Source organism: Noviherbaspirillum pedocola (genome assembly GCF_016632335.1).
Classification (GTDB): Bacteria; Pseudomonadota; Gammaproteobacteria; order Burkholderiales; family Burkholderiaceae_D; genus Noviherbaspirillum_A; species Noviherbaspirillum_A pedocola.
In genome coordinates this window covers 1-23540 of the sequence record NZ_JAEPBG010000016.1, presented here as the reverse complement: position 1 = coordinate 23540, position 23540 = coordinate 1, and the positions used below count along the sequence as shown (strand labels likewise).

17 protein-coding genes are annotated in these 23540 nt (G+C 60.2%); 8 read left to right on the top strand and 9 right to left on the bottom strand.

All coding sequences use genetic code 11. From position 1 onward, the window contains the following. Nucleotides 1-38: 38 nt before the first annotated feature. Nucleotides 39-1385: a replication initiation protein gene (locus tag JJB74_RS25420; RefSeq protein ID WP_200596804.1), complete on the bottom strand. Its 1347-nt coding sequence runs from the start codon at nucleotides 1383-1385 to the stop codon at nucleotides 39-41. 1912 nt (nucleotides 1386-3297) lie between these two features. On the opposite strand from JJB74_RS25420, the gene JJB74_RS25415 reads away from it, so the two are divergent. Further along, complete coding sequence (locus JJB74_RS25415; RefSeq protein ID WP_200596802.1) at nucleotides 3298-4461, top strand: ParA family protein; 1164 nt, start codon at nucleotides 3298-3300, stop codon at nucleotides 4459-4461. Then, complete coding sequence (locus JJB74_RS25410) at nucleotides 4458-5429, top strand: ParB/RepB/Spo0J family partition protein (RefSeq protein ID WP_200596800.1); 972 nt, start codon at nucleotides 4458-4460, stop codon at nucleotides 5427-5429. Before JJB74_RS25415 ends, JJB74_RS25410 begins: the two co-directional genes overlap by 4 nt. A gap of 598 nt (nucleotides 5430-6027) precedes the next feature. On the opposite strand, the gene JJB74_RS25405 is transcribed toward JJB74_RS25410, so the two are convergent. Then, nucleotides 6028-6198: a hypothetical protein gene (locus tag JJB74_RS25405; protein WP_200596799.1), complete on the bottom strand. Its 171-nt coding sequence runs from the start codon at nucleotides 6196-6198 to the stop codon at nucleotides 6028-6030. Between the two features lie 195 nt (nucleotides 6199-6393). Between JJB74_RS25405 and JJB74_RS25400 the strand changes: the two genes are divergently transcribed. After that, entirely contained in the window at nucleotides 6394-7398 is a 1005-nt protein-coding gene (locus JJB74_RS25400) for a zinc-dependent alcohol dehydrogenase family protein (RefSeq protein ID WP_200596798.1), read from the top strand. Between the two features lie 200 nt (nucleotides 7399-7598). Here the strand turns inward: JJB74_RS25400 and JJB74_RS25395 are convergent, their stop codons facing one another. Then, nucleotides 7599-8270, bottom strand: a complete 672-nt coding sequence (locus JJB74_RS25395; RefSeq protein ID WP_234484848.1) for a dienelactone hydrolase family protein — start codon at nucleotides 8268-8270, stop codon at nucleotides 7599-7601. A 113-nt stretch (nucleotides 8271-8383) separates the two neighbouring features. Beyond that, nucleotides 8384-10540, bottom strand: coding sequence for a carboxy terminal-processing peptidase (locus JJB74_RS25390; protein WP_200596797.1), 2157 nt, complete (start codon nucleotides 10538-10540; stop codon nucleotides 8384-8386). A 438-nt stretch (nucleotides 10541-10978) separates the two neighbouring features. On the opposite strand from JJB74_RS25390, the gene JJB74_RS25385 reads away from it, so the two are divergent. The 5 genes from JJB74_RS25385 (at nucleotide 10979) to JJB74_RS25365 (ending at nucleotide 16278) form a co-directional block, all read left to right on the top strand. Next, complete coding sequence (locus JJB74_RS25385; RefSeq protein ID WP_200596796.1) at nucleotides 10979-12055, top strand: fumarylacetoacetate hydrolase family protein; 1077 nt, start codon at nucleotides 10979-10981, stop codon at nucleotides 12053-12055. Nucleotides 12056-12182: 127 nt separating this feature from the next. Then, nucleotides 12183-12491, top strand: coding sequence for a DUF485 domain-containing protein (locus JJB74_RS25380; protein WP_200596793.1), 309 nt, complete (start codon nucleotides 12183-12185; stop codon nucleotides 12489-12491). Then, entirely contained in the window at nucleotides 12488-14149 is a 1662-nt protein-coding gene (locus JJB74_RS25375; protein ID WP_200596790.1) for a cation acetate symporter, read from the top strand. The genes JJB74_RS25380 and JJB74_RS25375 overlap by 4 nt, the downstream gene beginning before the upstream one ends. 2 nt (nucleotides 14150-14151) lie before the next feature. Then, nucleotides 14152-15387, top strand: a complete 1236-nt coding sequence (locus JJB74_RS25370; protein ID WP_325170174.1) for an MFS transporter — start codon at nucleotides 14152-14154, stop codon at nucleotides 15385-15387. 351 nt (nucleotides 15388-15738) lie between these two features. Then, nucleotides 15739-16278: an REP-associated tyrosine transposase gene (locus tag JJB74_RS25365; RefSeq protein WP_200596788.1), complete on the top strand. Its 540-nt coding sequence runs from the start codon at nucleotides 15739-15741 to the stop codon at nucleotides 16276-16278. Nucleotides 16279-16444: 166 nt separating this feature from the next. On the opposite strand, the gene JJB74_RS25360 is transcribed toward JJB74_RS25365, so the two are convergent. The 5 genes from JJB74_RS25360 to JJB74_RS25340 form a co-directional block, all read right to left on the bottom strand. Then, on the bottom strand, nucleotides 16445-18592 hold the full coding sequence (locus JJB74_RS25360; protein WP_200596784.1) for an FUSC family membrane protein: 2148 nt from the start codon (nucleotides 18590-18592) through the stop codon (nucleotides 16445-16447). Between the two features lie 91 nt (nucleotides 18593-18683). Beyond that, complete coding sequence (locus tag JJB74_RS25355) at nucleotides 18684-19070, bottom strand: RcnB family protein (RefSeq protein WP_200596781.1); 387 nt, start codon at nucleotides 19068-19070, stop codon at nucleotides 18684-18686. Nucleotides 19071-19209: 139 nt separating this feature from the next. Further along, nucleotides 19210-20595, bottom strand: coding sequence for an MFS transporter (locus JJB74_RS25350; protein WP_200596778.1), 1386 nt, complete (start codon nucleotides 20593-20595; stop codon nucleotides 19210-19212). Nucleotides 20596-20631: 36 nt separating this feature from the next. Further along, on the bottom strand, nucleotides 20632-21078 hold the full coding sequence (locus JJB74_RS25345; protein WP_200596776.1) for a MarR family winged helix-turn-helix transcriptional regulator: 447 nt from the start codon (nucleotides 21076-21078) through the stop codon (nucleotides 20632-20634). 17 nt (nucleotides 21079-21095) lie between these two features. Beyond that, nucleotides 21096-22604 (bottom strand): MFS transporter, encoded by a 1509-nt coding sequence (locus tag JJB74_RS25340; RefSeq protein ID WP_234484859.1) that lies wholly within the window; start codon nucleotides 22602-22604, stop codon nucleotides 21096-21098. Nucleotides 22605-23540 lie beyond the last annotated feature (936 nt).

Sequence of the window (23540 nt, the reverse complement as noted above, 5' to 3'; positions counted from 1 at the left end):
TGCACCTCATGCGTCGCGCCAGCCCTGCTGCGCAGCGCTCACTTCCCCTGCATTGAGCTGACCGCGGCAAACGCGAGCAAATCCGAATCAGTCGGCTCGGGCCACTGCTGGGTCGCGAACCAATGACTGAATGCGCTTCTCGCGGTGGCACTGGCCAATCCGCGGGCCAGATTCATGCCTTTGGCGGATTCGCTCTCCTTGAAGCGCTCCATCCATTCCGCCTTCTCCTGCGCTTCCAGTTCCTCGTAGAGATTCATCGCATCCTTGGCGCGTTCCACGATGTAGCGCTCGCGAATGGCGTTGATCGAGGCTTCCACGCTCGGCTTGTTTTCGATTTTCTGGACGTTCTTGCGCGCGATGTCCGTATTGGAAGCGTATCCATCGCGTAGCGCTTGTTTGAAATAGCCAGCGGGCGATGTCACCTTGGCCGCTTTCGGATTGCGCAGGCGAGCCTCTGTGAGGTCCAGCGTTGCTCTGAGCTTGCCGTCTTCCGTGGTAGCCAGGAGGTTGCAGGCGTCTTCCTGCGACAGTCCGAGGGCCATCATGCGTTTGACGAGCTCGCCATCGATGACGGGTGGGGCGGAAAGCGCAAGCGATTCCTGCTGGGCCGGTGTTACCTTGAACTGCAGGCTTGCGACTCTCCTGCCCTGCTTGTGCTCAATCAGCTCGACATTGATGTCCGTGACCATGTTGATTTCGGTGATCGCATATTTCAGCACGTCGCGCTTGAAGTACTTGTATTCCGGTATGCTCTCGCCGACCGGGTTCCCGGTGAGCGCGCCATACCACCATTCCCATTCGGCACGGTTGGTGACTCGCGATGGATTGGTCGCGTAACGGCGGCAAATCTCATACAGCGCCAAGCTTGCGCCTGAACGCAGTAGCGCTTGGTAGTACACAGACAGCTTCGTATAGGAACCGGGCGCCATGACCATGCTTTCCACTTCGGGCGGGAACGCAAAGCCGAACCACAGCATGCCGCCCTGCTTTTTCAACCCGCGCGGATTGACCAGCTTTACCGAAGACACCAGGCGTTCGCTGGTCCATTGAATCGCATCCTCGGAAAAGATGCGTATGTTCTGCAGCTCCTGCACCTGTTCCTTGAATAATTCGGTGTCGCGGCTATCGTAAGCGGCGTCCCGAGCAAGCTCGGACAACGGTATCCAATAATAATTTTTCGCGACTTCCGAATCGATCGGGGCGTTCTCTCCCTTATTACGGATACGCTGCGCATGGTAGACCATGACGTTGAAGATTTTCCGCGACAGTAGGGACAAGCGCCCTTCGGAGACGCGCAAGCCGATCGCTTCGTTGGTCTTGCGGAATTCCTTGAGGTCTGCGCCCGTAGCCGTGGCCGACTTCCCGGTTTTCTTCTTTACGGTCATGAATGTTCAGGTGAGAGGTTCGGGAGCATGCGGGCTCACCGTTCGAATGTTGCATGAAAAGTGATTCGAAATCAATCACCGTTTCCCGGAAACCACGACACGCGGTACTCCGATCATCCTCTCAACGGCGCGGTCCCCGTGGAGTCTCACCTTTGACGGCATTGGTGCCTGTATCCACTCACCGAGTTTCCCGGAAGGTCTCACCGCTAAGGAATACGCTTCCTGTATTCACTCACCATGAATCCTGTAGAGCCTCACCTCGGTTCACGGAAAGGCTCACCTTATCCGGCCGAAACCCGCGCCAGCTCTCGTTCTTGGCGTGTTTAAGGTTTACAAGCTTTTCAGGTGTTTACTTCTTAACTTCTCAATACCGGGGAAAGGCGGTGCCGGAATATCAATCGACCGAGACGATAAACGTGCAAACACAAGCACAACGAACGACAAAGCCAGGAACAGCGGGGCCATCCCGGTATGAATTGAGTGAACGACTACCTGTAAAGGCTCACCATAATTCGGAAACGGCGAGAATGCGCTTGTACACCCATCTGAACGTCGCATCAGCGCTCATCTCGGTCTAGCCGTAGAGAGAGTCATCCCCGTAGAAGCTCACCTTTCGACTGCCTTGGGGCTTATCCGAACTGTCGGTGAGCTTGTACAGGGACTGAGCCACGGTTTTGGTCCCTGTTTAGTCTCACCTTTGTGCTCCTGACTAGGTACTCGCGCTCGAAAGCGCGGTATCGGCGTTCTTTTCATACTCCTGTATCCGATGCATGGTGGCAAGCATCGGCTTAAAGGTGAGCTTTTACAGGAAGTCTCCCAAACTTTCCTGTAAAAGCTCACCTCTGCGTCGCAATCGGTCCCTGTGCAGTCTCACCTTTCACAGCTGAAGTGGCGTTATGGCAATGGTTTGTCCAATGCGGGCGCGTTGAAAGCGTTCAGCTTGTGCCAGTTCCTGGTGCCATCAACGATTTCAAGGGATTTTTGCTATTCCGATCCCTGTAGACTCTCACCTTTAGCGTCTCGCATGGCATTTGGGGCTGTTTTCCGCGCTGAACATGCTGCAGCTAGTACAAAGGTGAGGGTCTACAGGGATACCTGTACAGAAGTCCCTGTAGACCCTCACCTTTTGCTCATCCATAGATGTGGTGCAGTTCTTCAATCGCCTTGTCAGGTTACTTGCGTAGTCCATGTGAGCTTCTATGCCTAGCTGTGTATGAAGCCGGCTCTCATGGCTGCGCTTCGATCAGAGGAAGAGAGTCAGATCCGCCGTTGCAACAACCTGTCTCAGGCTTCAATCGCATGCGCAATGCTGTGTTCTAGCAGCTGTTGCGCGTCCCTGAGTTAGGCCGCGCTGCTAGCGTTTATCCACAGACCGTTTGGAATTACCCCGGATGGCGGCATACCGACCGGGTTTGCCGCTTTACCCGTCAAGGTCGACTAACGAGTGTTCTTTAGATTTTTCGATCGCGAGCCGCGCCCCTTGCGGCCCTGGCGCCCCGTACCGTGGATCAAGCCCACAGTTCGGCAGCGCACCGGCATGCCCGTAAAGTCTCACCTTTAACTCGGACCCTGGCGTCTTCACGGCGTTTTTTTATTAGGTTGATGTTGGCTGCTCCCTGCATCGGTGTTTCGGTCTCTTGTCTCCATCTGAAGCCTGTGGCAGGGTAAAAATCACATGAGGTGGGCAGAACGGTCCCCGTAGCGTCTCACCTTTGCGGAGTTTCAATGGACGTTTGAATTGCAACCGTCCAGCCCACCGGAATCATTCTGACGTACATAAATTGCGCCTCTCATTCATTCCTCCGGAAGACGGGCTTCTGGTATTCGCTTTTAGTTTAGATAATTGCTTCCATTTCCGAGTTTTTCAGTATCATGCCGCAAATACGGAAATTTCTGAAAAAAGGGAGAAATTATGGAAACACAGCAAGGAGCAATTCAACAAGTCAGCATGCAGGATCTGGACACATTGGCCAATACCGCGGCTGATGTTCTTGCTCAGGTGCGTGATGCAATGATCGAACCACATCCACGCAAAGTCGCGCCGACATTCAGCAGCGCTGCGATCGCAGACCTCTGTAACGTCAATAAGACTCAAATCAAATATCTGACCCAGAAACATGACTTGCCAGCCGGACAAAAACAGGAAGGATCCAAGGCAAAGGAATACAGCCTGCAGGATGCGATCACCTGGGTTAATGCCATTGCAAAGCGGCCGTCTCGTCCGAATGGTACGGACGGAAAGGTCCTCAGCGTATGCAATTACAAGGGTGGCGTTGCTAAAACAAGTACGACAGTGGCTTTGGCACAGGCATTGACGCTGCGTGGACTCAACGTGCTTGTGGTCGATTGCGATGGCCAAGGCACGGCGACTCAGCTTCTCGGCATCAGTCCGGAACAGGATGTCGAAATTGAGCAGACAATCATGCCGTACATCCATGGCGATATGCCGGACTTGCATTACGCAGTCCAGGCGACGTACTGGCAAAACCTGTCGATCATTCCTGCATCCAGTGGCCTGCTTGCTGCCGAATTCGCAATTCCGGCCAAGGCCATGTCGCAGCGCGGGTTTCGATTCTGGGAAATGCTCAAGGCAGGACTGCAGCCATTGCGTCAGGATTTCGATCTGATCCTAATCGATACCTCGCCAAGTCTTTCCCATCTGACGGTCAATGCCATGATCGCGGCAGATGGCTTGTTAATGCCCTGTCCGCCGGATGCACTGGATTTTGCTTCGAGCGTGCAATTTTGGGGAATCTTTTCCGAGCTCGTTGAAGGTCTGCCCGATGCAAAAAGCAAGCGGTATGACTTCATCTCGATCATTTACACCAAGGTGCAGGCAAATGAAATTTCCCGCCTGGTGAAGACATGGATGAAGCAAGCCTACGGTGCACATATCAATGGCATTGAAATTCCCGACAGCACTGCTGCCCGCACTGCGTCTGCACAACTGAAAACCATCTATGACCTGAGCAAGCCGGACGGCAGTGCGGAAGCTTATCGCCGTTACAAGGACCCGCTAGACCGTCTAGCCGACTATGTTCTCGACCAACTCGCGATCGCATGGAGCAAAGCATGAGCATTTACGACAAACTCGGCGCGAAGACGGCCGGGATCAAGGCAAGAACCATCGAAAAGAGCGCAGACAAATTGCCACGCACTGCGCCCGGCATGTTCCTCAATGCGACACAGCGTATCGATGAGGCCGAAGCCAGGGTGGAAGAACTCGAAGCGAAATTGCGCGAAGCCGAAGGCATGGGCGGCCGGGAAATTGCGCTGGAAGAGATTCATGAGGCCCCGGGACGGCGTCGCAAGCTGACCGACCGACAGTATTCCGAGCTCAAGGAAAATCTGCGCAACAATCCTCTCGTAACACCGGTGACGCTACGCAAGCGTGCGGCCGGTGGATTTGAGATCGTATCGGGAAACAACAGGGTGGCCGCGTATCGCGAACTCGGGCGAACCCATATTTTGGCGGTGGTCCTGAACAGCGATGATAACCAGGCAGAGATCAATGCCTTTTATGCCAATCTTCTGCAATCGGATCTGACCGACTTCGAGAAATTTCTCGGGTTTCAGCGGATCCTCGAAAGGCATCCGAATCAGACGCATGCACAGGTTGCAGAGGGCGCCGGCGTGTCGCGATCCTTCGTATCGCAGCTGATGGCATTCGCCGATTTGCCGGACGAGGTATTGCATATTCTTGCGACACGGCCCGATGTGATTGGTGCAAATGCGGCACAGGACTTCGCGGCGCTGGCGAAAAAAGGGCGTGGCGAACAGGTCCTGAGGGCGGTACAGCGCATTGCCGCAGGCGAAATCGACCAGGGAAAAGGCGTGAAGGAAGCGGCGATCGATCCGGTAACCAAGGTCCCAGCAACGAAAGTCGAGCCAATCAGAATTCGTCTTGGCCGCAGCACGTATTGTGATTTGCGGCGTGCCAATAACGTATTGCGCTTGCAATTTCAAAGCGCCGAAGAAGCAGCTGCGGTCCAGGATGCAATTGAAGAATTGCTGCAGCGTCGCGTACGTGAGGCTGGCAAATGAGAGAGGCTTGAGTAGCTTTAGTTTTTTGCACATGCTTATACAAAATAATGCCCGGTACAAACCGGGCATTATTTTTAGATATTGAGCAGTTACCGCATGCAAAACGCTTGAGCGTTACGATAAATGCGTATGTGATGATATCACTCTCAAGAAAATCAATGACTTAGCTTGTGATAGGCAGTGCAGAGAGCTGAAATCTTCCGTGGCCAAACCGGAATCCGACCGAAAAGATCAGAAGACAGAACAGGCGCTTGATGCTGAGATGCGCCTCAAGCGCAAGAAGCTGATCCGACACCGGATTGCGGCGTATAGACGCGCCTGAGATGTGCCGCGCTTACCAACTCCCCCGTTAAACCGCCAGGTATTCGTAATGACCAGACATCGTTAAGCCATTGATCTGGAACCAGATATTTTTGTGGTCCAGGTCGAAAAGCCCGATAGAGCTCCTGCACAGGAAACCCATGGAGAAAACCTAAAGAAGAGCAATGCAATGAAATCACTATATTGATAAAAGTGCAGCGCACCGCAACCCCTCAAGGATCATGTACAGGAACGACCGTCGGCAACGCAAGGCAGGCGAGTCATGCCGACGGCATACTCACCCGCCGTGGAAACCCTTGAGCACATCCTTCGCAGGCTTCTCCGGATCAATCGTTGAGTCATTCGTGCGCAACGGCGAATCGAGTTTCTTGCTCTCCTCTGCGTTCTTCTCAAGCTCTGCTTTTACGTCATCAGGCGGCGTTGGATTCGAGTTGGTAAGGTCGGTCATCAATGCCTCTATAGTGGGTAATGTTGTTCGTGTTATCAATTCAGACCGCACCAGACGCGATCGGTTCGAATACTCAGCAGCCCAAGACGCCATGCATTGACCAATCCTGAACGGCGGAGCGTATCCATTGGGAACAGTGGAACGTCCACATGCTCATGCGCGTCTGAACCACCACGGACAACAGAAAAGATTCCCATGAAAGCCATACAGCTACGTGCACCAGGCGGGCTTGATCGCCTGGAAATTGTCGACCTTCCGGATCCGGGCGCACCAGGCCCGGGCCAAATCCGTGTTCGCATCCACGCATCCTCGCTGAACTACCACGACTACGGCGTCGCAAAGGGTGGGCATGGCATCCCCGATGGCCGTATTCCCATGTCCGACGGCGCCGGAGTCGTCGAGGCAGTGGGCGAGGGCGTTGCCGAATTTCGCGTGGCTGACCGCGTCGTATCCTGCTTCTTTCCTACCTGGCAAAGCGGCCCGCCGACGGTGGGTGATTTCAGCACCGTACCGGGTGATGGCGTAGACGGCTACGCCCGGGAAATCGTCGTGGCGAACGCCAGCGCCTTTACACGCGCGCCCGACTTCTACGACCACGTGCAAGCCTCCACTCTCACTACAGCCGGTCTGACCGCCTGGCGCGCACTGGTCACGGACGGCAAGCTGAAAGCCGGGGATACCATCCTCGTGCTCGGCACAGGAGGCGTTTCCATTTTCGCGTTGCAGATTGCGAAGAAGATGGGGGCGCGCGTGATCGCCACATCGTCATCCGAAGAGAAGCTCGAAAGACTACGCGCCATGGGCGCCGATGCCACGATCAATTACCGCCAGCATGAAGACTGGGGTACACGCGCATTTGCGCTTGCAGGCAAGGGCGTCGACCATGTCATCGAAGTTGGAGGACCCGGCACGCTGCCGCAATCGATCGCGGCAGTGAGAGTCGGCGGGCATATTTCCCTAATCGGTGTACTCACGGGCCGCACGGGCGAAGTGCCCACCGCAATGCTGATGGCGAAACAGGCAAGGTTACAGGGCCTCATTGTCGGCAGCCGAGCCGACCAGCAGGATTTTGTCCGAGCCATCGAGGCTACTCGTCTCGCGCCGTGCATCGACCGTCAATTCGGCCTGGACCAGATCGCTGATGCTTTCCGTTATCAAGAGTCAGGCGCCCACTTCGGCAAGATTTGCCTGAACTTCTGAACGCCCCGAGCGACGCGTCCTCGGTACACAGGCGCAAAAGGAAAGAGCCCGACATCGTCATGATGCGGGCTCCTTCTGTCTCCTGCCATATCCTCTGTGGGATGGATTTTGTCGGGCAATGATGGCCGCTTTGGAAGCGATTGTCATCATGCACCGCAGCATCCGCATACCCGGTTCACTCTACGGAAACTCCGCCTTCGCTAGGCGTGCCTGGGACGCGGTCTCGGGAAATGGAAACTGAACCAGTTTACGGCCAGCATAGCCGCTTCTTCGAGGCGACCCGGTTCTTCAAACAAGTGCGTGGCGCCAGCGACGATTTCCAGACGCTTTTCACAGTGCATCTGCGCATAGGCTTTCTGGTTAAGAGCGAGGACTTCGTCGTCATCGCCGCCGACGATGAGCAGGGTTGGCGCACGAACCCGATGCAGTGCTTCGTTTCCGGCAAGGTCCGGCCGCCCCCCACGTGATACCAGTGCGACGACGTCGATGCCGGCTTGCGCGGCCAAACGCAGCGCTGCCGCCGCACCAGTGCTCGCGCCAAACAGACCCAAGGCCACCCCAGCCTGCCGCGCTCGTAGCCAGGCCGCCGCAACCGCCAGGCGCGACGCCAGGAGCTCGATGTCAAAGCGCGACTGCGTGTCATGGTCCTCTTCGGGTGTGAGCAGATCGACAAGCAAGGTGCCCATATCGGCCAGCTGCAACTGCTGCGCGACGAATTGATTGCGCGGACTGTGGCGGCCGCTGCCGCTTCCATGCGCGAAAAGCACCATGCCGCGCACATGAGGCGGGATTTCAAGCAGACCCTCAACGCTTGCCACGCCGTCCGGAATGGCAACAAGCTCCCGCATCGTTTGTTGTTCGCGCGACAACATGGGGCGCTCCTCCGATAAGCAGGCAGCGCACGGCGCGCCGCGGCCCTATCAATGTAGAGGGGGAACCGCCATCCGCCTTGTGCCGACACAAGGCGGATAAGCCTTGGATGGCTTCAGTTGCGTGCGACGGATTTCCTTGCCGTCGCCTGCTGCAGCGCAGATTCATCGGAGACCACGCGCGCGGCTTCTTCCAGCCACAGGTCGCGAGCATTCTTGCGTGCCTTTTCCTCGGCCAGTTCATCTGTCAGCTTGCGTTCGCTCGCACGCAGCGCCGCATCGCCAGGAACAAGCGCGAGCGCAACGTCGGCGGCCTGCTTGCTCGTGGCCGGCTTGTCACCCTTGTTTGCCCGCGCCAGCAACGGCGCCAGCTTGGCGGTCATCGCCTTTTCCTCGGCGCGGCGCTGTGCCTCGTTCAAGGACACCTGGCGCTTGTCGCGCAGCGCCTTGAGCTCGGCCAGCTCTTCGTCGAGATAGCGGAAGTCTGCGCTCGCTTCCAGGCGCGCGGCATGGCGGGTGCGCAATTCGGGCAGCAACGCGGCCAAATCTGAAATCGGCGCATAATCCGCCGGCTTGATTTCGCTCCACGGCAAGGCATTGTCGAAACTCGATTCGCCGAAGTCGTTCGGATCCGACAGCTGCGGCATCGCGATATCGGGAGTGACGCCACGCAACTGCGTCGTGCCGCCATTGATGCGGAAGAACTGCGCAATCGTCATCTTCAATTCACCGAGCGCATGCTTGTCGCTGTGCGTCATCTCGTCGAGGTTGACCACGGTTTGCACGGTACCCTTGCCGAAGCTGGGTTCGCCGATGATCACACCGCGGCCGTAATCCTGAATCGCGGCAGCGAAGATTTCCGATGCCGACGCCGAGCCGCGGTTGATGAGTACACCGAGCGGGCCATCCCAGGCCGGTTTCGCGTCATTGCCCTTGTTGACCGCGACCTCGCCCTTGGAATTGCGCTGCTGCACCACCGGACCGGCGCCGGTGAACAGACTGGTGACGCCGATTGCTTCATCGAGCGAGCCGCCGCCGTTGTTGCGCAGATCGACGACCACCGCATCGACCTTGTCTGACTTCATCTCATCAAGCAGGCGTGCGACATCGCGCGCGGCGCTGCGGTAATTCTTGTCGCCGCGCCGCCTAGCCTCGGTGTCCTGGTAGAACATCGGCAGCGTAATCACGCCTACGCGCCGCGTCACCGCGCCATCTTTCGATTCGATGACGGATTTCTTCGCGGCCCTTTCTTCCAGCTTGATGTTGTCGCGCACCAGGCGCACCTCGCGCGGTTTGGCTTCGGGACCCGCACCGGCCGGCAGCAGATCGAGCCGCACCATCGTGTCCTTCGTGCCGCGGATCAGCTTCACCGCATCATCCACGCGCCAGCCGACCACCTCCTTCATGTCGCCCGTGGCGCCCTGGGCCACGCCGACGATGCGGTCGCCCACGTTGAGCTTGCCAGACAGCGCCGCCGGTCCGCCCGGTACCAGTTCGCGAATCGTGATGTAGTCCTCGCGTTCCTGCAGCACCGCGCCGATGCCGACCAGCGACAGGCGCATCGCGATATCGAAGTCCGCGGTTTCACGCGGCCCCATGTAATTGGTATGCGGATCGAAAGAGGTCGCGTACGCATCCATGAAGATCTGGAACACGTCTTCGCTCTTGCTCAGCTGCATGCGGCTCAGCAGGTTCGCATAACGCTTGTCCAGCGTCGTGCGGATGAACTTGTCATCCTTGCCGGCCAGTTTCAGGCGCAGCCAGTCGCCCTTGATGCGCTTGCGCCAGAGATCGCGGATCTCGTCTTCCGAAGCGGCCCAGGGCGTGTCCTTGTCGCGCCGGTAGGAATACGATTCATTCTTCGTGAAATCGAATTTCTGATTCAGCAGCTCGCGCGCGTAGCCTATGCGCTCGGCAAGGCGCTGCTGGTACAGCCCGAAAATGCTGTACGGATGATGAAAGTCGCCGCGCTTGATGCTGTCGTCGAGCTGTGTGCGCGCAGGCGCCATCTGATCGATATCAAGCTGGGTGAAGAACAGTTTCTCCGGGTCCAGCGACTTGAGATAGCGGTCGAAGATTTTTGCCGACATCGCATCATCCAGCGGCATGGCGCGGTAGTGATAGCGGCTCAAAATCTGCGCCGACAGCGCGGCTGCCTGCATCTGTTGCGGCTGCGGCAGCAGCACCGGATTCGATGGCGTGGCCGGCGCCGCGCTGGCCGTGGTGGCAGCGGTGACGAGAGCCAGCAATATCGACACGAGTCGTTTTTTCATGACTATCCTTTGAAAGCGAAGCGGAAAGTATAGCGATGATGCGGGAAGTCAGTCCGGCAAGGTGCGCGGGAAGGCGTTGGGGAAGGCGCGGCAGCCTGAGAATGGCGCATCTTCGGCTATTGTGCCGCGCCGGCAATTCGTGCGATTTGATACCAGGCATCGCCGACCCGCTCGCCGAGTTGCTTCAGCTTCCGACCCACCTCAAGCAGTTCCATCCTTCGCATTGTGATTTGTGCTGTCTTTTACCACGAACAGCGGTCCAAGGCAGTGCGCAAAAAGGTCACGCACGTGAAAGCATTCCTTTCCGATCAAGCTTTCGTCCCACTGCTGCTTGTGAAGATATTTCCGAATCACCATAATGCCCAGGCAGCGATCCGTTGACCCCTGCGGCGCATGCATCACATCGTTATCACATCCAGAACAATAGAGGAGACCAGCATGGACCAACATCGCCGCAATATCCTGAAGGCCGGCGCCACCGCGGCAGTCGGCGGATTGCTTGCCAGCACACAGGGCTGCGCGCAAACCGGCGCGCTTGCGCAAGGCGCACCCAGCGTGCCGCCGCTCGCATCCACCGTCGGCATGCGCCTGGCAACCGGCAGCATCGGCACATCGGGCAAGCCCGGCATCATCGTAGTGCTCGACGGCGGACGCGCGGTCGATCTCGGCGAACAGGCGCGGCGGCAGAATGCCAGCCTGGCTTTTGATCCCGCATCGATGCTGTCGCTGATTGCCAGCGGCGACGCTGGTCTGAATCAGGCGCGCCAGGTTGCCGAGCGCGCCGCGCGCGACAATGCCGGCACGATCGCGCTGGACAGCGTGCGCCTCGCCTCGCCGATCCCGCGCCCGGACCGCAACATCTATTGCGTCGGCTGGAACTATCTCGACCATTTCGAGGAGGGCAAGAACGTGCGCGCCGACAAGACCGTCGACAAGCTGCCGGATCATCCGGTGTTCTTCACCAAGGGCACGCACACGATGAATGGTCCCTTCGATGCGATTCCCATCGACCCGACGCTCACCAAGATGACCGACTGGGAAGCCGAGCTGGCTGTGGTCATCGGCCGCAAGGGCGTGAACATTCCTGAAGCGCAAGCGATGGACTATGTGTTTGGCTACGCCGCATACAACGACACCACCGCGCGCGACATCCAGCAAAAGGTGCACGGCGGCCAATGGTTCCGCGGCAAGAGCCTGGACGGACATGGACCCATGGGCCCATGGATCGTCACCGCCGCCGGCGTGAAGCTGGACGATGTGCGCGTGATCTCGCGCGTGAATGGCGTGGAAAAGCAGAACGCCAGCTACAAGCAGATGTACTTCAAGATCCCGCGCATCATTGCCGAGCTTTCGCGCGGCCTGACGCTCGAGCCTGGCGACATCATCGCCACCGGCACGCCTTCCGGCGTAGGCTTCGCTCGCAAGCCGCAGGAGTTCCTCAAGCACGGCGATGTGATGGAAACCGAGATCGTTGGCGTGGGCATCATCCGCAATCCGATCCGCTCGGTCGCCTAAACGTTCTGCTCTGAAATAAAGCCCGTCAACACGGGGCGCGCATGTGGCTCAGCCGCAAGCGCCCCGTAATTCTGCTGTAAGCGATCGCACCTACCATGCGCGTGAATATCTATAAAGGAGACACGCCATGCAGGACGACCTCGTTCGTCGGATCAAGTCCGACCCCGACTATCACAGGCTGGTATCCGCGCGCAGCCGCTACGGCTGGACGCTCGCGATCATCATGCTCATCGTTTATTACGGCTACATCCTGCTGATCGCCTTCGACAAGGAATTAATGTCGAAGAAGCTCGGCGCGGGCGTGATGACATGGGGCATCCCCATCGGCATCTTCGTCATCGTGTTCACCGTCATCATCACCGGCATCTATGTGCGTCGCGCCAACAGCGAATTCGACGACCTGACCGAATCCATCAAACGCAAGGTGTCGAAATGAGAGCCCGTACCTTCCTGCTGAGCGCGCTGGCGCTCGGACTTCTTGCCGGCAGCGCGCATGCGGCCGACGTGATCGGCGAAACCCAGAAGCAGGCGACCAACTGGACCGCGATCACCATGTTCACCGCCTTCGTGATCGGCACGCTGTTCATCACCAAGTGGGCGGCCAAGCGCACCCGCTCGGCCGCGGACTTCTACACCGGCGGCGGTGGCATCACCGGCTTTCAGAACGGCCTGGCGATCGCAGGCGACTACATGTCGGCCGCATCTTTCCTCGGCATTTCCGCATCGGTGTATCTGAACGGCTATGACGGCCTGATCTACTCGATCGGCTTTCTGGTCGGCTGGCCGGTGCTGACCTTCCTGATGGCCGAGCGCCTGCGCAACCTCGGCCGCTTCACCTTCGCCGACGTCGCGGCCTACCGCTTCAAGCAGAAGCCGATCCGCATCTTTGCTGCTTCCGGCACGCTGGTCGTGGTGGCTTTCTACCTGATCGCGCAGATGGTCGGCGCCGGCCAGTTGATCAAGCTGCTGTTCGGCCTGGAATACTGGATGGCGGTAATCATCGTCGGCACGCTGATGATGGTCTACGTGCTGTTCGGCGGCATGACCGCCACCACCTGGGTGCAGATCATCAAGGCCGGTCTCTTGCTGGCGGGCGCGAGCTTCATGGCCTTCGCGGTGCTGGCGCAATTCCATTTCAGCCCGGAAGCGCTGTTCGCCAAGGCGGTCGAAGTGCACTCCAAGAAGGACGCGATCATGGGCCCGGGCGGCTTCATCAAGGACCCGATCTCGGCCATCTCCTTCGGCATGGCGCTGATGTTCGGCACTGCCGGCCTGCCGCATATCCTGATGCGCTTCTTCACCGTGCCCAGCGCCAAGGAAGCGCGCAAGTCGGTGTTCTGGGCCACGACCTGGATCGGCTACTTCTATCTGCTGACCTTCATCATCGGCTTCGGCGCGATCGTGCTGGTGGGCACCAATCCGCGGTTCATGGAAGCGCCTGGCAAGCTGCTGGGCGGCACCAACATGGCCGCGGTGCACCTGGCCGCGGCAGTAGGCGGCAACGTCTTCCTCGGCTTCATCTCGGCCGTGGCCTTCGCCACCATCCTCGCGGTGGTCGCGGGCCTGACCCTGTCCGGCGCCTCGGCGGTGTCGCATGACATCTATTCCAGCGTGATCCGCAAGGGCACGGCCACCAGCCATGAAGAACTGCGCGTCTCGCGCATCACCACGGTGGCGCTGGGCATCGTCGCTGTCGTGTTGGGCATCGTCTTCGAGAAGCAGAACATCGCGTTCATGGTGTCGCTGGCCTTCGCGGTCGCGGCATCGGCCAACTTCCCGGTGCTGTTCATGTCGGTGCTGTGGAAGAACTGCACCACGCGCGGCGCGGCCATCGGCGGCTTTCTCGGCCTCTTCACCGCGGTGCTGCTGACGGTGCTGTCGCAGTCGGTGTGGGTGGATGTCTTCCACTATCCGAAGGCGATCTTCCCGTACACCTCGCCGGCTTTGTTCTCGATGATCGCTGGCTTCGTCGGCATCTGGCTGTTCTCGATCACGGATCACAGCGAGCAGGCCAAGATCGATCGTGCCGGCTACGAGGCGCAGGAAACCCGGTCCGAAACCGGCATCGGCGCCTCCGAAGCCAGCGCACATTGAACGTGGAAGGAAAACCCGCCGGCGCCATGCCGGCGGATGCGCGCCGCTGGCGCGTGCTGGCCATGCTGGCCGCATGCGTCATCCTGTCGATGACGACCTGGTTTTCCGCCACCGCGGTGATACCACAGCTGCGCGCAGCCTGGAGCCTCTCCGACAGCATCGCGGCCTGGATGACGATAGGCGTGCAGGTCGGCTTCGTCATCGGCGCGGTCGGCTCCAGCATTCTCGGCTTGTCCGACGTATTTGCTCCGAAGCGCGTGATCATCGCCGGCGCGGTCGGCGCGGCCTTGGCCAATGCCGCGATACTGATGTTCAACGATGCGCTTGCCACCGTCGGGCTGCGTATCGCCACCGGCATGTTCCTGGCGCTGGTCTATCCCCCGTCACTGAAGCTCATCGCCACCTGGTTCGCGCGCGGCCGTGGCGTTGCGCTCGGCGTGCTGGTCGGCGCGCTCACGCTCGGTTCCGCGATGCCGCACCTGGTCAATGCCGTCGGCGGCCTGCGCTGGCAAGTGGTGATCTCGGCAACCACGATACTCACGCTCGTTGGCGCCGCGATGGTGCAGCTGTTCGTCCATGAAGGTCCCTATCCCTTTCCGCGCGCGCCCTTCGATCCGCGCCGTGTCACCGATGCGCTGAAGAATCGCGGCATCGTGTATGTGAGCCTGGGTTACTTCGGCCACATGTGGGAGCTGTATGCGATGTGGGCCTGGTTCCTGACCTATGCGCGCCTGGCTTTGCAGACGCAGGGCGCAGGCGGCGCTGCCGCGGCCTCGTACCTGACCTTCGCGGTGATTGGCATCGGCGCGCTTGGCTGCGCCGCCGGCGGCGTAATGGGCGATCGTTTGGGCCGCACCTTCACCACCGCGCTGATGATGGCGCTCTCGGGCAGCTGCGCGCTGCTGGCCGGCTTCGTGTTCAACGGGCCGCCATGGCTGTTCATCGCGATTGCGCTGGTATGGGGCTTTACCGTGGTCGCCGATTCGGCGCAGTTCTCGACCATGGTCACCGAGCTTGGCGATCCGATGTACATCGGCACTGCATTGACGCTGCAACTCGGCCTCGGATTCCTGCTGACGGTAGTAACGATCTGGGTGCTGCCGCTGGTGGCGGGGCGGCTGGGGGGATGGCAGTGGGTATTCCTCGTGTTATTGCCCGGCCCGGCGCTGGGCGCGGCGGCAATGCTGCGCCTGCGCGGCTTGCCGGAAGCACGCAGGATTGCAGGCGGGCGGGGATAGGTCGCAGGTTGGGCTGGCAAGCCCAACATCGAGCGTTCGCATCCCGCGCACCTGTTGGGTGTCCTTCGTAGGTTGGGCTGACAAGCCCAACATCGAGCGTTCGCATCCCGCGCACCTGTTGGGTGTCCTTCGTAGGTTGGGCTGACAAGCCCAACATCAGGCTTTCGCGACCCTCGAGCAAGTTGGGCTTGGCAGCCCAACCTACGAGCCATCATGGGACTTCTGCCATCCACCAGATGAAACCCGACCCTTTTCCAGGTTACCAAGCGAAGCTCGCGCATACGCCGCGTTCCAACTTGCACGTTCATGCGAAGCGAGATTCGGCTTCCATGGAATAACCGGGGAAATGACATGCGCTATCGCAGGATCCATGTCGCTGGAGGGACCTATTTCTTCACGGTCAACCTCGCGCAACGCCGGTCTGGATTGCTTGTTCGGCATATCGATGATCTGCGTACTGCCATACGCGAAGTGAAAGCACGCCATCCGTTCCTGATAGTGGCGATGGTGGTACTACCCGACCATCTGCATGCGATATGGCGACTTCCCGAAGGGGATGCGAATTATGCGATGCGGTGGTCGCTGATCAAGGCGGCCTTCTCAAGGCGTGTCGAGAAAGGTGAATCGATCGATCCGAGCAGGAAGAAAAAGCACGAGCGTCGTGTCTGGCAACGGCGGTATTGGGAACACTGGATACGAGATGAGAATGATCTGCGGCGGCATGTCGACTACATCCATTACAACCCGGTCAAGCATGGATGGGTACAACGCGCGGTGGATTGGCAGTATTCCACCCTGCATCGGTATATCGAACGTGGTCTGGTGCCGACTCACTGGGGCAGCAATCCATCGGCACACGATGATGTTGATGCAGGATGGATGCCGGATTGATCTCGGGACTCAGTTTTGTTGGTCTGCATTGCGCCTGCTCCTCCGCCTCAATATCCAAACGTCATTTCGTAGGTTGGGCTGCAAGCCCAACGTCGGACGCCAGCGATTCGCAAGCATGTTGGGCTTGGCAGCCCAACCTACGAGAATGGCATCTGGCGAGCGCCGCTCACCCAGCCCGTCCCATCTCCCGCGCAATCCCCGCAGCCTGCTGCGCCACCGCGCGCGCATCGGCGAGCAGCAGTCGTGTGCGTCGTTGCAGCGGTCGCCAGCCGGACCATGCCGTGGCAGCCTCGATGGCCTCGGTGGTTTCCGGCGCTGATGGCGTGGCCGCGTCGCGGGTCTGCATTGCCGCTTCCAGCTGGTTCGTCGTGGCATCGCAGGCGCGCTGCAGCCAGGCATTCACCGCTTCGCGCGGCAGATCCTCCGCATGATTGCGCAGCAGCAGGCGTATGGCAGCCATCTGCGCCGCCACCAGGTAGTTTTGCAGGATGAACTGCATGATTGCGTCCTCGGCGCGGCGCTTGCTTGCGGGCTCGTCCTGCATGCGCAGCAAGGCCGAGGACAAGGCCGACAAACTGTCGGTGAACTGCTTGCGCCGCAGACGATAGACGAAATCATCCTCGGCGCGTCCCTGCAGCAGTTCGCGAGCCGCGCCGACGTAGCCGGTGCCCGCCTTCAGCACGTCGCTGATCCGCTGCGGCAGCGCGCGGTATTCCCAGCTCGGAAACACATGCGAAAACAAGGTAGCGATGCCGGCGCCGATGAGCGTGTCGACTAGCCTTTCGCTAACCACATGGCTGCTGCCGGGAACCAGTAGGCTGATCTGCAGCAGCACCTGCATGCTGGCTGCGATCGAGGTGTAGCGGTAGCGGATCTGCACGAAGGCGGGCGCGGCCGCCGTAGCGATGAACAGCAAGGCCAGCAGCACCGCCGGCGCGCGCGTGAAATGCAGCACCAGCACGGTCGCCATGCAACCGATCAGCGTGCCAATCACCCGGTCGCGCCGGCGCTGGCGCGTCATGCTGTAGGTCGGTTTCAATATGACCGCGATGGTCAGCACGATCCAGTAGCCATGGCCGCCGTAAGGCAGATGTTCGGCCAGCAGCATGCCGCAGGACACGGCTAATAGCACCCGCAGCGAATAACGAAAGATCGGCGAATTCCAGCGCAGATTGGCGCGGAGCACGCTCCATTCATATTTCTGCTGCGTGCGAAACGGTGTCAGATCCACCGCCGGCGCAATCTGCAAATCAACGGCCTGCGCCCGCGTGGCCCGGTGCAATTGCGTGAGCATGCGGCTGATTGCATGTATGCGATGGTAGGCGCCGCGCAGCATGGATCTCGCCTCGGCGTTGACCTTGTCGGGTCGCGTCGCCATGTCCTTCAGCGCTGATGTCAGCGCCCGCAATTCCGGCGCATAACTCACACGCTGCACCGAGGGCCGACGGCTGGTGACAGCGAAGGCGATGCTTTCGATATCGCGCGCGGTCTTGGCGATCAAGTCACGCATCCACACCAGCGCATCGCTGTCGGCAAAGTGCTCGCGCAGCCGCGCATAGTCGGTATGCGTGGAAAGCACCATCTCGTACAGATCCAGCATCGCGTAATGCACCTGCACCAGCACCTGGTCATGCTGCGAGCGCCGGCCGCGCAGGATCATGTCGCGCGCGGCCTGTTGACGTTCGGCCAGCGCCGCCTGGCTGCGTATCAGCGCGGCCCATTGTTCCTTCATGTCCGCGTGCGAATCATAGAACCCGGCCTTGACCTCGACATAGCGCGCCAACTCGTACAGCGCTTCGGCCAGCACCTGTTCCTTGATGCGCTGACGCAGCGTCCAGGCTATGGCAAGCGCATACCAGAGATAAGCGAAGCCGCCGACGAAGAACAGCGCCGCGTGTTCGACGGCCTGTAGCGGCGTGACGCTTTGCTGCATGGCCAGCGTCATTGAGAACAGCGCTGCGAATTGCAGCGGATAACCCTTGCGCCCGAAGGCCAGCATCATGCTGGCAAAGAAGCTCAACAGCGCAACCATCAGGCCCAATAGCAGATGCACGGGCGCGCACAGCGAGATGACCAGCGTCACTGCGCTGCCGAGCAGCACGCTGGCCAGCATTTCATTGAACTTGTGCCGCAGCGGGCTGGGCAAGTCCATCAGGCTGGTGCACAGCGCGCCGATGCACACCACCATCGCGGTCTTCAGGTCGGACGCCAGCAGCGTCAGCACAGTCAGGCCGACGACGCCGGTGGCGATGCGCAGGCCGGTGGCGAAATAGTGGCTGTGAAAAAAGGTGCGGGGCGTCAGCGCATAGTGCATGGGCTCTGGTGCCTTCTTCTGCCTGGTAAGTTCCGGCGAGGACGAGGAAACGCCGCGTTGCCGGTGGCGCAGGACAACGCGGCGGGGAACGTCAATGACCGATGACGATATTGGTGATGATGCCGGAACGGATCGAGATCAGCGCATAGTCGCCGCCGGGCACCTGCACCCATTGGTAACCGCGCGGCGGCCGGTTCAGGCGGTGGCCGCGCCAGTCCTCGACCACGAACTGACGGTTGCGGTATTCCGGCGGCACGCGCTCGCCACGATGCCATTCATGGTGCTGCCATTCGTCGCGTCCTTCGTGACGGTCCGGGCCGCGCATGTGTTCGTCGCGCATATGATCGCCGCGCATATGATCGCCGCGCATCGGGCCGCGATCATCGTGATCGTGGCCATGGTCCTGGCTGTACGCCGGCATGCTGAGCATCGAGGCGAGGGCGAGCGCGGCGGCAGCCGCGAGAGTGTGCTTGCTCATGAGTTCTCCTGACTACGTTGATGATGGAAAGAGCGCTGCCTAATGTGGCGGCGGCACCTTTCCATTACACCTCTTTTCTAGCCAAGGCCTTATGCGTTGCCACATACAAACCCGCGTTTTGCAGTGGGGCAGGAATGGTTTAGACCGCGCGCCGGCTCACCAGCAGCCGCGAAAAGCTTGCCGCGCTGGCCAGCGCCGCGAACACGCTGCCCAGCACCAGCGCCCAGCTTGCGCCATGCGTCGATATCGACAGGCACAGCGCAACCAGCGCCGCGCCCAGCGCCTGGCCAGTCAGACGCGAGGTGGCCACGATGCCGGAAGCGCCGCCGCTGCGATGCGCAGGCGCGCTGCCCATGATGGCTTTCAAGTTCGGCGCCTGGAAAAAGCCAAACCCCACGCCGCACAAGGCCATGCGCCAGCCAATGGCAAAGATGCTCGGGTCAAGCGGCATCAGGAACAGCGACAGCATGCCGCCGGCCAGTGCAAGCAGGCCGATGCCGCCCAGCAGGCCCGGTGAATAGCGGTCGGAAAGCCGGCCCGCGATCGGCGCCATCACGCCGACCAGCACCGGCCACGGCGTCATCAGAAAGCCGGTTTCCACCGGCGAGCGGCCAAGCGAGGTTTCGAAATAGAAAGGCAGGGACACAAAGGCCAGGCTTTGCGTGGCGAAGGTGCACACCGCCGTCAGTGAAGACAACGCGAACAGCGGATTGCGGAACAGATCGGTCGGGAGCATCGGCGCCTGCTGGCCGGCCTCGCGCTTCAAGAGCAGCAGGAACAGCAGCGCAGCGGCGGCGAATTCAAGCAGCGTGGTGGAAGCGCGCGCGAGATGCGTCGCATCGCCCAGCGCCAGGATCAGCAGGCCAAAGGCGCCCATGTTGAACAGCGCGGCAAGGTAGTCGTAGCGGCCACTGCGGGCAACGGTTTGCGGCAGCACCCGCCGGCCAAGCAGAACCGCGACGATACCAAACGGCACATTCACCGCGAACAGCCACGGCCAGGACCAGAACGCCAGGATGGTGGACGCCAGCGACGGTCCGAGCGCAAAGCCGACCGCGACCACCAGCGCATTGGTGCCAAAGCCGCGGCCCCGTATCTTAGCCGGATAGATCAGCCGCAACAGCGCGCCGTTCACGCTCATCAGCGCGCTTGCGCCGAGGCCCTGCAACAGCCGCGCCGTCACCAGCATCGGCAGCGACACGGACAGCGCGCAGCCGAGCGAAGCGATGGTGAAAAGCGCCACGCCGATCAGGCACATGCGGCGGTATCCGACGAGCTCGCTCAATGCGGCAAAGGGCAACAGCGTGGCCACCATCGCCAGCTGATAGACATTGACGATCCATACCGATGCGGCTGGCGTGGCATGCAATTGCTGCGCGATCGCGGGCAAGGCGGTGTTGGCAATCGCGGTGTCGAGCGAGGACATGCCCACGCCGATGCCGATCGACAGCATTGCCCAGGCGCGTTCGCGCGGCGGCAGGCCGTCCATGGTCGCGGCGTCGTGGAGTGCTTTTTCGTGTTTCATCTGTTCTTCATGTTGTGATGCGTGGCGATGCGCTCGCTACACGGTTTCCTCGGCCGCCCGCGCCGAGAAGCGGGTTTCCAGCAGCACCAGATCGTCCATCAGCTGATGCAGCCGCGTATCGTCAATGTCGCCCAGCGTGCGCTCGATGAAGGCGGCGCGGCGCGGCATGCTGGCCTCGACCTGGCGCCGGCCTTCCTCGGTCAGCGACACATTGGTGATGCGCTTGTCCTGCGCATCGGTGGCGCGCGCGATCCAGCCGAGTTCTTCGAGCGTGGCCAGCTGGCGCGACAACGCGCCCGGATCAATATGGGCCGCGTCGCACAATTCCTTCTGCGGGCAGGCGCGGGCTTCGTTGTACAGATGCAGAAGGATGCGCCAGCGCGGCATGAAATGGCCGACTTCCTTCTCGAAGCCGCTCATGAATGCGCGATAGGTGCGGCCCAGCTGCTGCAGCACCCGTATCTTTTCCAGAGTTTGAGGCATGTTCCTTTTCCCGTGATTCATGCGCCCGAGCGCTTGAGCTTCAAACGCGGCAGGCGCCGCATCTGCAGCACGGCCAGCACCGCCACCGCGACGGACAGCATCTGGCCTGCATGGATGGACGACACCAGCGACAGCCGCGCCGCCTCGATCAGGGCCGCGCCATTGCCGCCGGCGCCGCCGATTTCCGTGAGCAGGCGCGCCTGCTCGGCCTTGTTGATCAGGATCTGCGGATCGTTCAGGCGCGACAGCCAGCCGCTGGCCTGTGCCGCATCGAGCGCTTCGTGTACCCGGTTCACATACAGATGATTGACCAGGGTACCGACCAGCGCCGTGCCGAGCATGCCGCCGACCATGCGCAGCGACTGGATCATCGCCGTGGCAATGCCCAGATGCGCGCGGCCCGCGGTTTCCTGCGCGAAGATGGTCAGGTTCGGCAGCACCAGGCCAAGGCCGAGGCCGGCGCACAGCATGTAGACCGCCATCAGCGCATGCGGCGTGTCATGCGTGAGGGTCGTGATCGCGGCGGCTGAAAACCCGAGCAGCGCAAAGCCGGCATACAGGATGTGCGCCGGATTCGACACGCGCGTGAGCAGCCGGCTGTTGGAAATCGAGCCGATGGTGATGCATACCACCAGCGGCGTGATCAGCATGCCGGCGGCATTCGGCGACAGCCCGAAGCCGCCCTGCAGCAGCAGCGGCATGTAGAACAGCAGCGCAAACATCATGAAGCCCATCAGCACCGACAGCATGAACATCGTTGCCAGCGCCGAGTTGGCGAACATCTCGAACGGCAGGATCGGATTCGACGCGCGCTTTTCGCAAAGCACCAGCGCGACGAATGCGCCGATGCTGAAGACGGCCAGCGCCGCCATGGCGGGCGTGAAGCCATGGCCGGGCAAGAGCTCGACCAGCAGCTGCAGGCTGCCGAGCGCGGCCGCGATCAGTGCCGCGCCAGCCCAGTCCAGCCGCACCGGTCCTTCATGCCTGCGATTGCGGATCAGCGGCATGTGGCGCCAGACGAAATACACGCCGGCCAGGCCGATCGGCAGGTTGATGTAGAACACCGAGCGCCAGCCGGTGTACTCGGTCATGAAGCCGCCCAGCGACGGTCCGACCGCGTTGGCAATGCCGAAGGAGGAACTGATCAGCACCTGCCAGCGCAGGCGCACATGCGCTTCCGGGAACAGGTCCGGCACCGAGGCAAACGCGGTGCCCACCAGCATGCCGCCACCTATGCCCTGCAGGCCGCGCGCCAGCACCAGGAAAAGCATGCTGTTGGCCATGCCGCACAACGCCGAAGCCAAGGTGAAGATCACGATGGACGCGACAACGAAGTACTTGCGGCCGAAGTGGTCGCCGAGCCGGCCGAAGATGGGCACGGTGATCACCGAGGCCAGCAGATACGAAGTGCCGACCCAGGCATACAGATCGAAGCCCTTCAGGTCGGCGACGATGGTGGGCAGTGCAGTGCCCACCACGGTCTGGTCGAGCGCCACCATCATCACTACGAAGAACAGCCCCATCATCGCCAGCAGCGATTCGCGAAAACTGCGCGCGGGCGGCGCGTCGGAAAGCGGGGAAGGGCTTGTAGTGCCCGAACCTGGCGCACCGGGGGAGGTGACCGAACCAGCGGGGCGGGAGGCGGCGGCAGCCGCAGGCTTGCGAAAGGTCGACAATTTGTTTGACTTCTCAATCGTTGACATGTCAACGATAATACGCCGGTGCGGCAACGGTGTCAAAGCGACGGTGGTTGTGGCGAAAAATTAAGTCTGAAAACAAAAAATTAAGTTTGAAAATCCGTTCTAGAAAAATCAAGGACTTGCATAGCCGAACCTAAAAAAAATCTTAGAGTTTGATACTAGTGTGTTCTTGCGCTGTCCTAAACATGTAACTCAGACGTTGCCATGTGTCGTTGCAAAAGCACAAGCGTCAACCACGATTGTGAATCAACGATAGCCTCGTCTTCTCAATGCGAGGTGGGATTAGGGATGAACCGTGTGGGTTGCGCTTACCGACAAGCGCTTTTTCTCATAACCAGCGCGGGCCACGATGCGAAGCATTCGCTGCTCAAGTGGATCGAGAGCAGGCAGGGCAGACGTCTCCAGCACTGAACTGGTAATGTCGAGAAAGGAAAAGTAGGGAATACCTAAGCGCGATGTCGGCATGTCCTTGGGTGATTCAGTGTTGGGTGCGAGGAAAGCGTGAATGCTACACCAGACAGGCCAGGAAAAAATGAGGTACAGCCTCCAGAAAGAGTCAACTCAAATTGCACAGTTTGCCAGACAGACGGGCTAGTAAGCAGGCTAGGTTCGGCCAGAAGCTGCCTGTGGAACATTAGCGCGGTTGTCGAATTAATGTAGGGTATAACCGCAGAGCTGGAACCAGCTTTTGGCATCGGACTCGGTAATGTGGTCAATAGCTTGTTTGAGCGCCTCGTCGAGGGCGGTGCGCGTGCGGGCTTT

Excerpts from the sequence above, each read along its gene's own strand:
- JJB74_RS25420 (WP_200596804.1), bottom strand. The coding sequence starts at position 1,385 with ATGACCGTAAAGAAGAAAACCGGGAAGTCGGCCACGGCTACGGGCGCA.
- JJB74_RS25415 (WP_200596802.1), top strand. The coding sequence starts at position 3,298 with ATGGAAACACAGCAAGGAGCAATTCAACAAGTCAGCATGCAGGATCTG.
- JJB74_RS25410 (WP_200596800.1), top strand. The coding sequence starts at position 4,458 with ATGAGCATTTACGACAAACTCGGCGCGAAGACGGCCGGGATCAAGGCA.
- JJB74_RS25405 (WP_200596799.1), bottom strand. The coding sequence starts at position 6,198 with ATGACCGACCTTACCAACTCGAATCCAACGCCGCCTGATGACGTAAAA.
- JJB74_RS25400 (WP_200596798.1), top strand. The coding sequence starts at position 6,394 with ATGAAAGCCATACAGCTACGTGCACCAGGCGGGCTTGATCGCCTGGAA.
- JJB74_RS25395 (WP_234484848.1), bottom strand. The coding sequence starts at position 8,270 with ATGTTGTCGCGCGAACAACAAACGATGCGGGAGCTTGTTGCCATTCCG.
- JJB74_RS25390 (WP_200596797.1), bottom strand. The coding sequence starts at position 10,540 with ATGAAAAAACGACTCGTGTCGATATTGCTGGCTCTCGTCACCGCTGCC.
- JJB74_RS25385 (WP_200596796.1), top strand. The coding sequence starts at position 10,979 with ATGGACCAACATCGCCGCAATATCCTGAAGGCCGGCGCCACCGCGGCA.
- JJB74_RS25380 (WP_200596793.1), top strand. The coding sequence starts at position 12,183 with ATGCAGGACGACCTCGTTCGTCGGATCAAGTCCGACCCCGACTATCAC.
- JJB74_RS25375 (WP_200596790.1), top strand. The coding sequence starts at position 12,488 with ATGAGAGCCCGTACCTTCCTGCTGAGCGCGCTGGCGCTCGGACTTCTT.
- JJB74_RS25365 (WP_200596788.1), top strand. The coding sequence starts at position 15,739 with ATGCGCTATCGCAGGATCCATGTCGCTGGAGGGACCTATTTCTTCACG.
- JJB74_RS25360 (WP_200596784.1), bottom strand. The coding sequence starts at position 18,592 with ATGCACTATGCGCTGACGCCCCGCACCTTTTTTCACAGCCACTATTTC.
- JJB74_RS25355 (WP_200596781.1), bottom strand. The coding sequence starts at position 19,070 with ATGAGCAAGCACACTCTCGCGGCTGCCGCCGCGCTCGCCCTCGCCTCG.
- JJB74_RS25350 (WP_200596778.1), bottom strand. The coding sequence starts at position 20,595 with ATGAAACACGAAAAAGCACTCCACGACGCCGCGACCATGGACGGCCTG.
- JJB74_RS25345 (WP_200596776.1), bottom strand. The coding sequence starts at position 21,078 with ATGCCTCAAACTCTGGAAAAGATACGGGTGCTGCAGCAGCTGGGCCGC.
- JJB74_RS25340 (WP_234484859.1), bottom strand. The coding sequence starts at position 22,604 with ATGATGGGGCTGTTCTTCGTAGTGATGATGGTGGCGCTCGACCAGACC.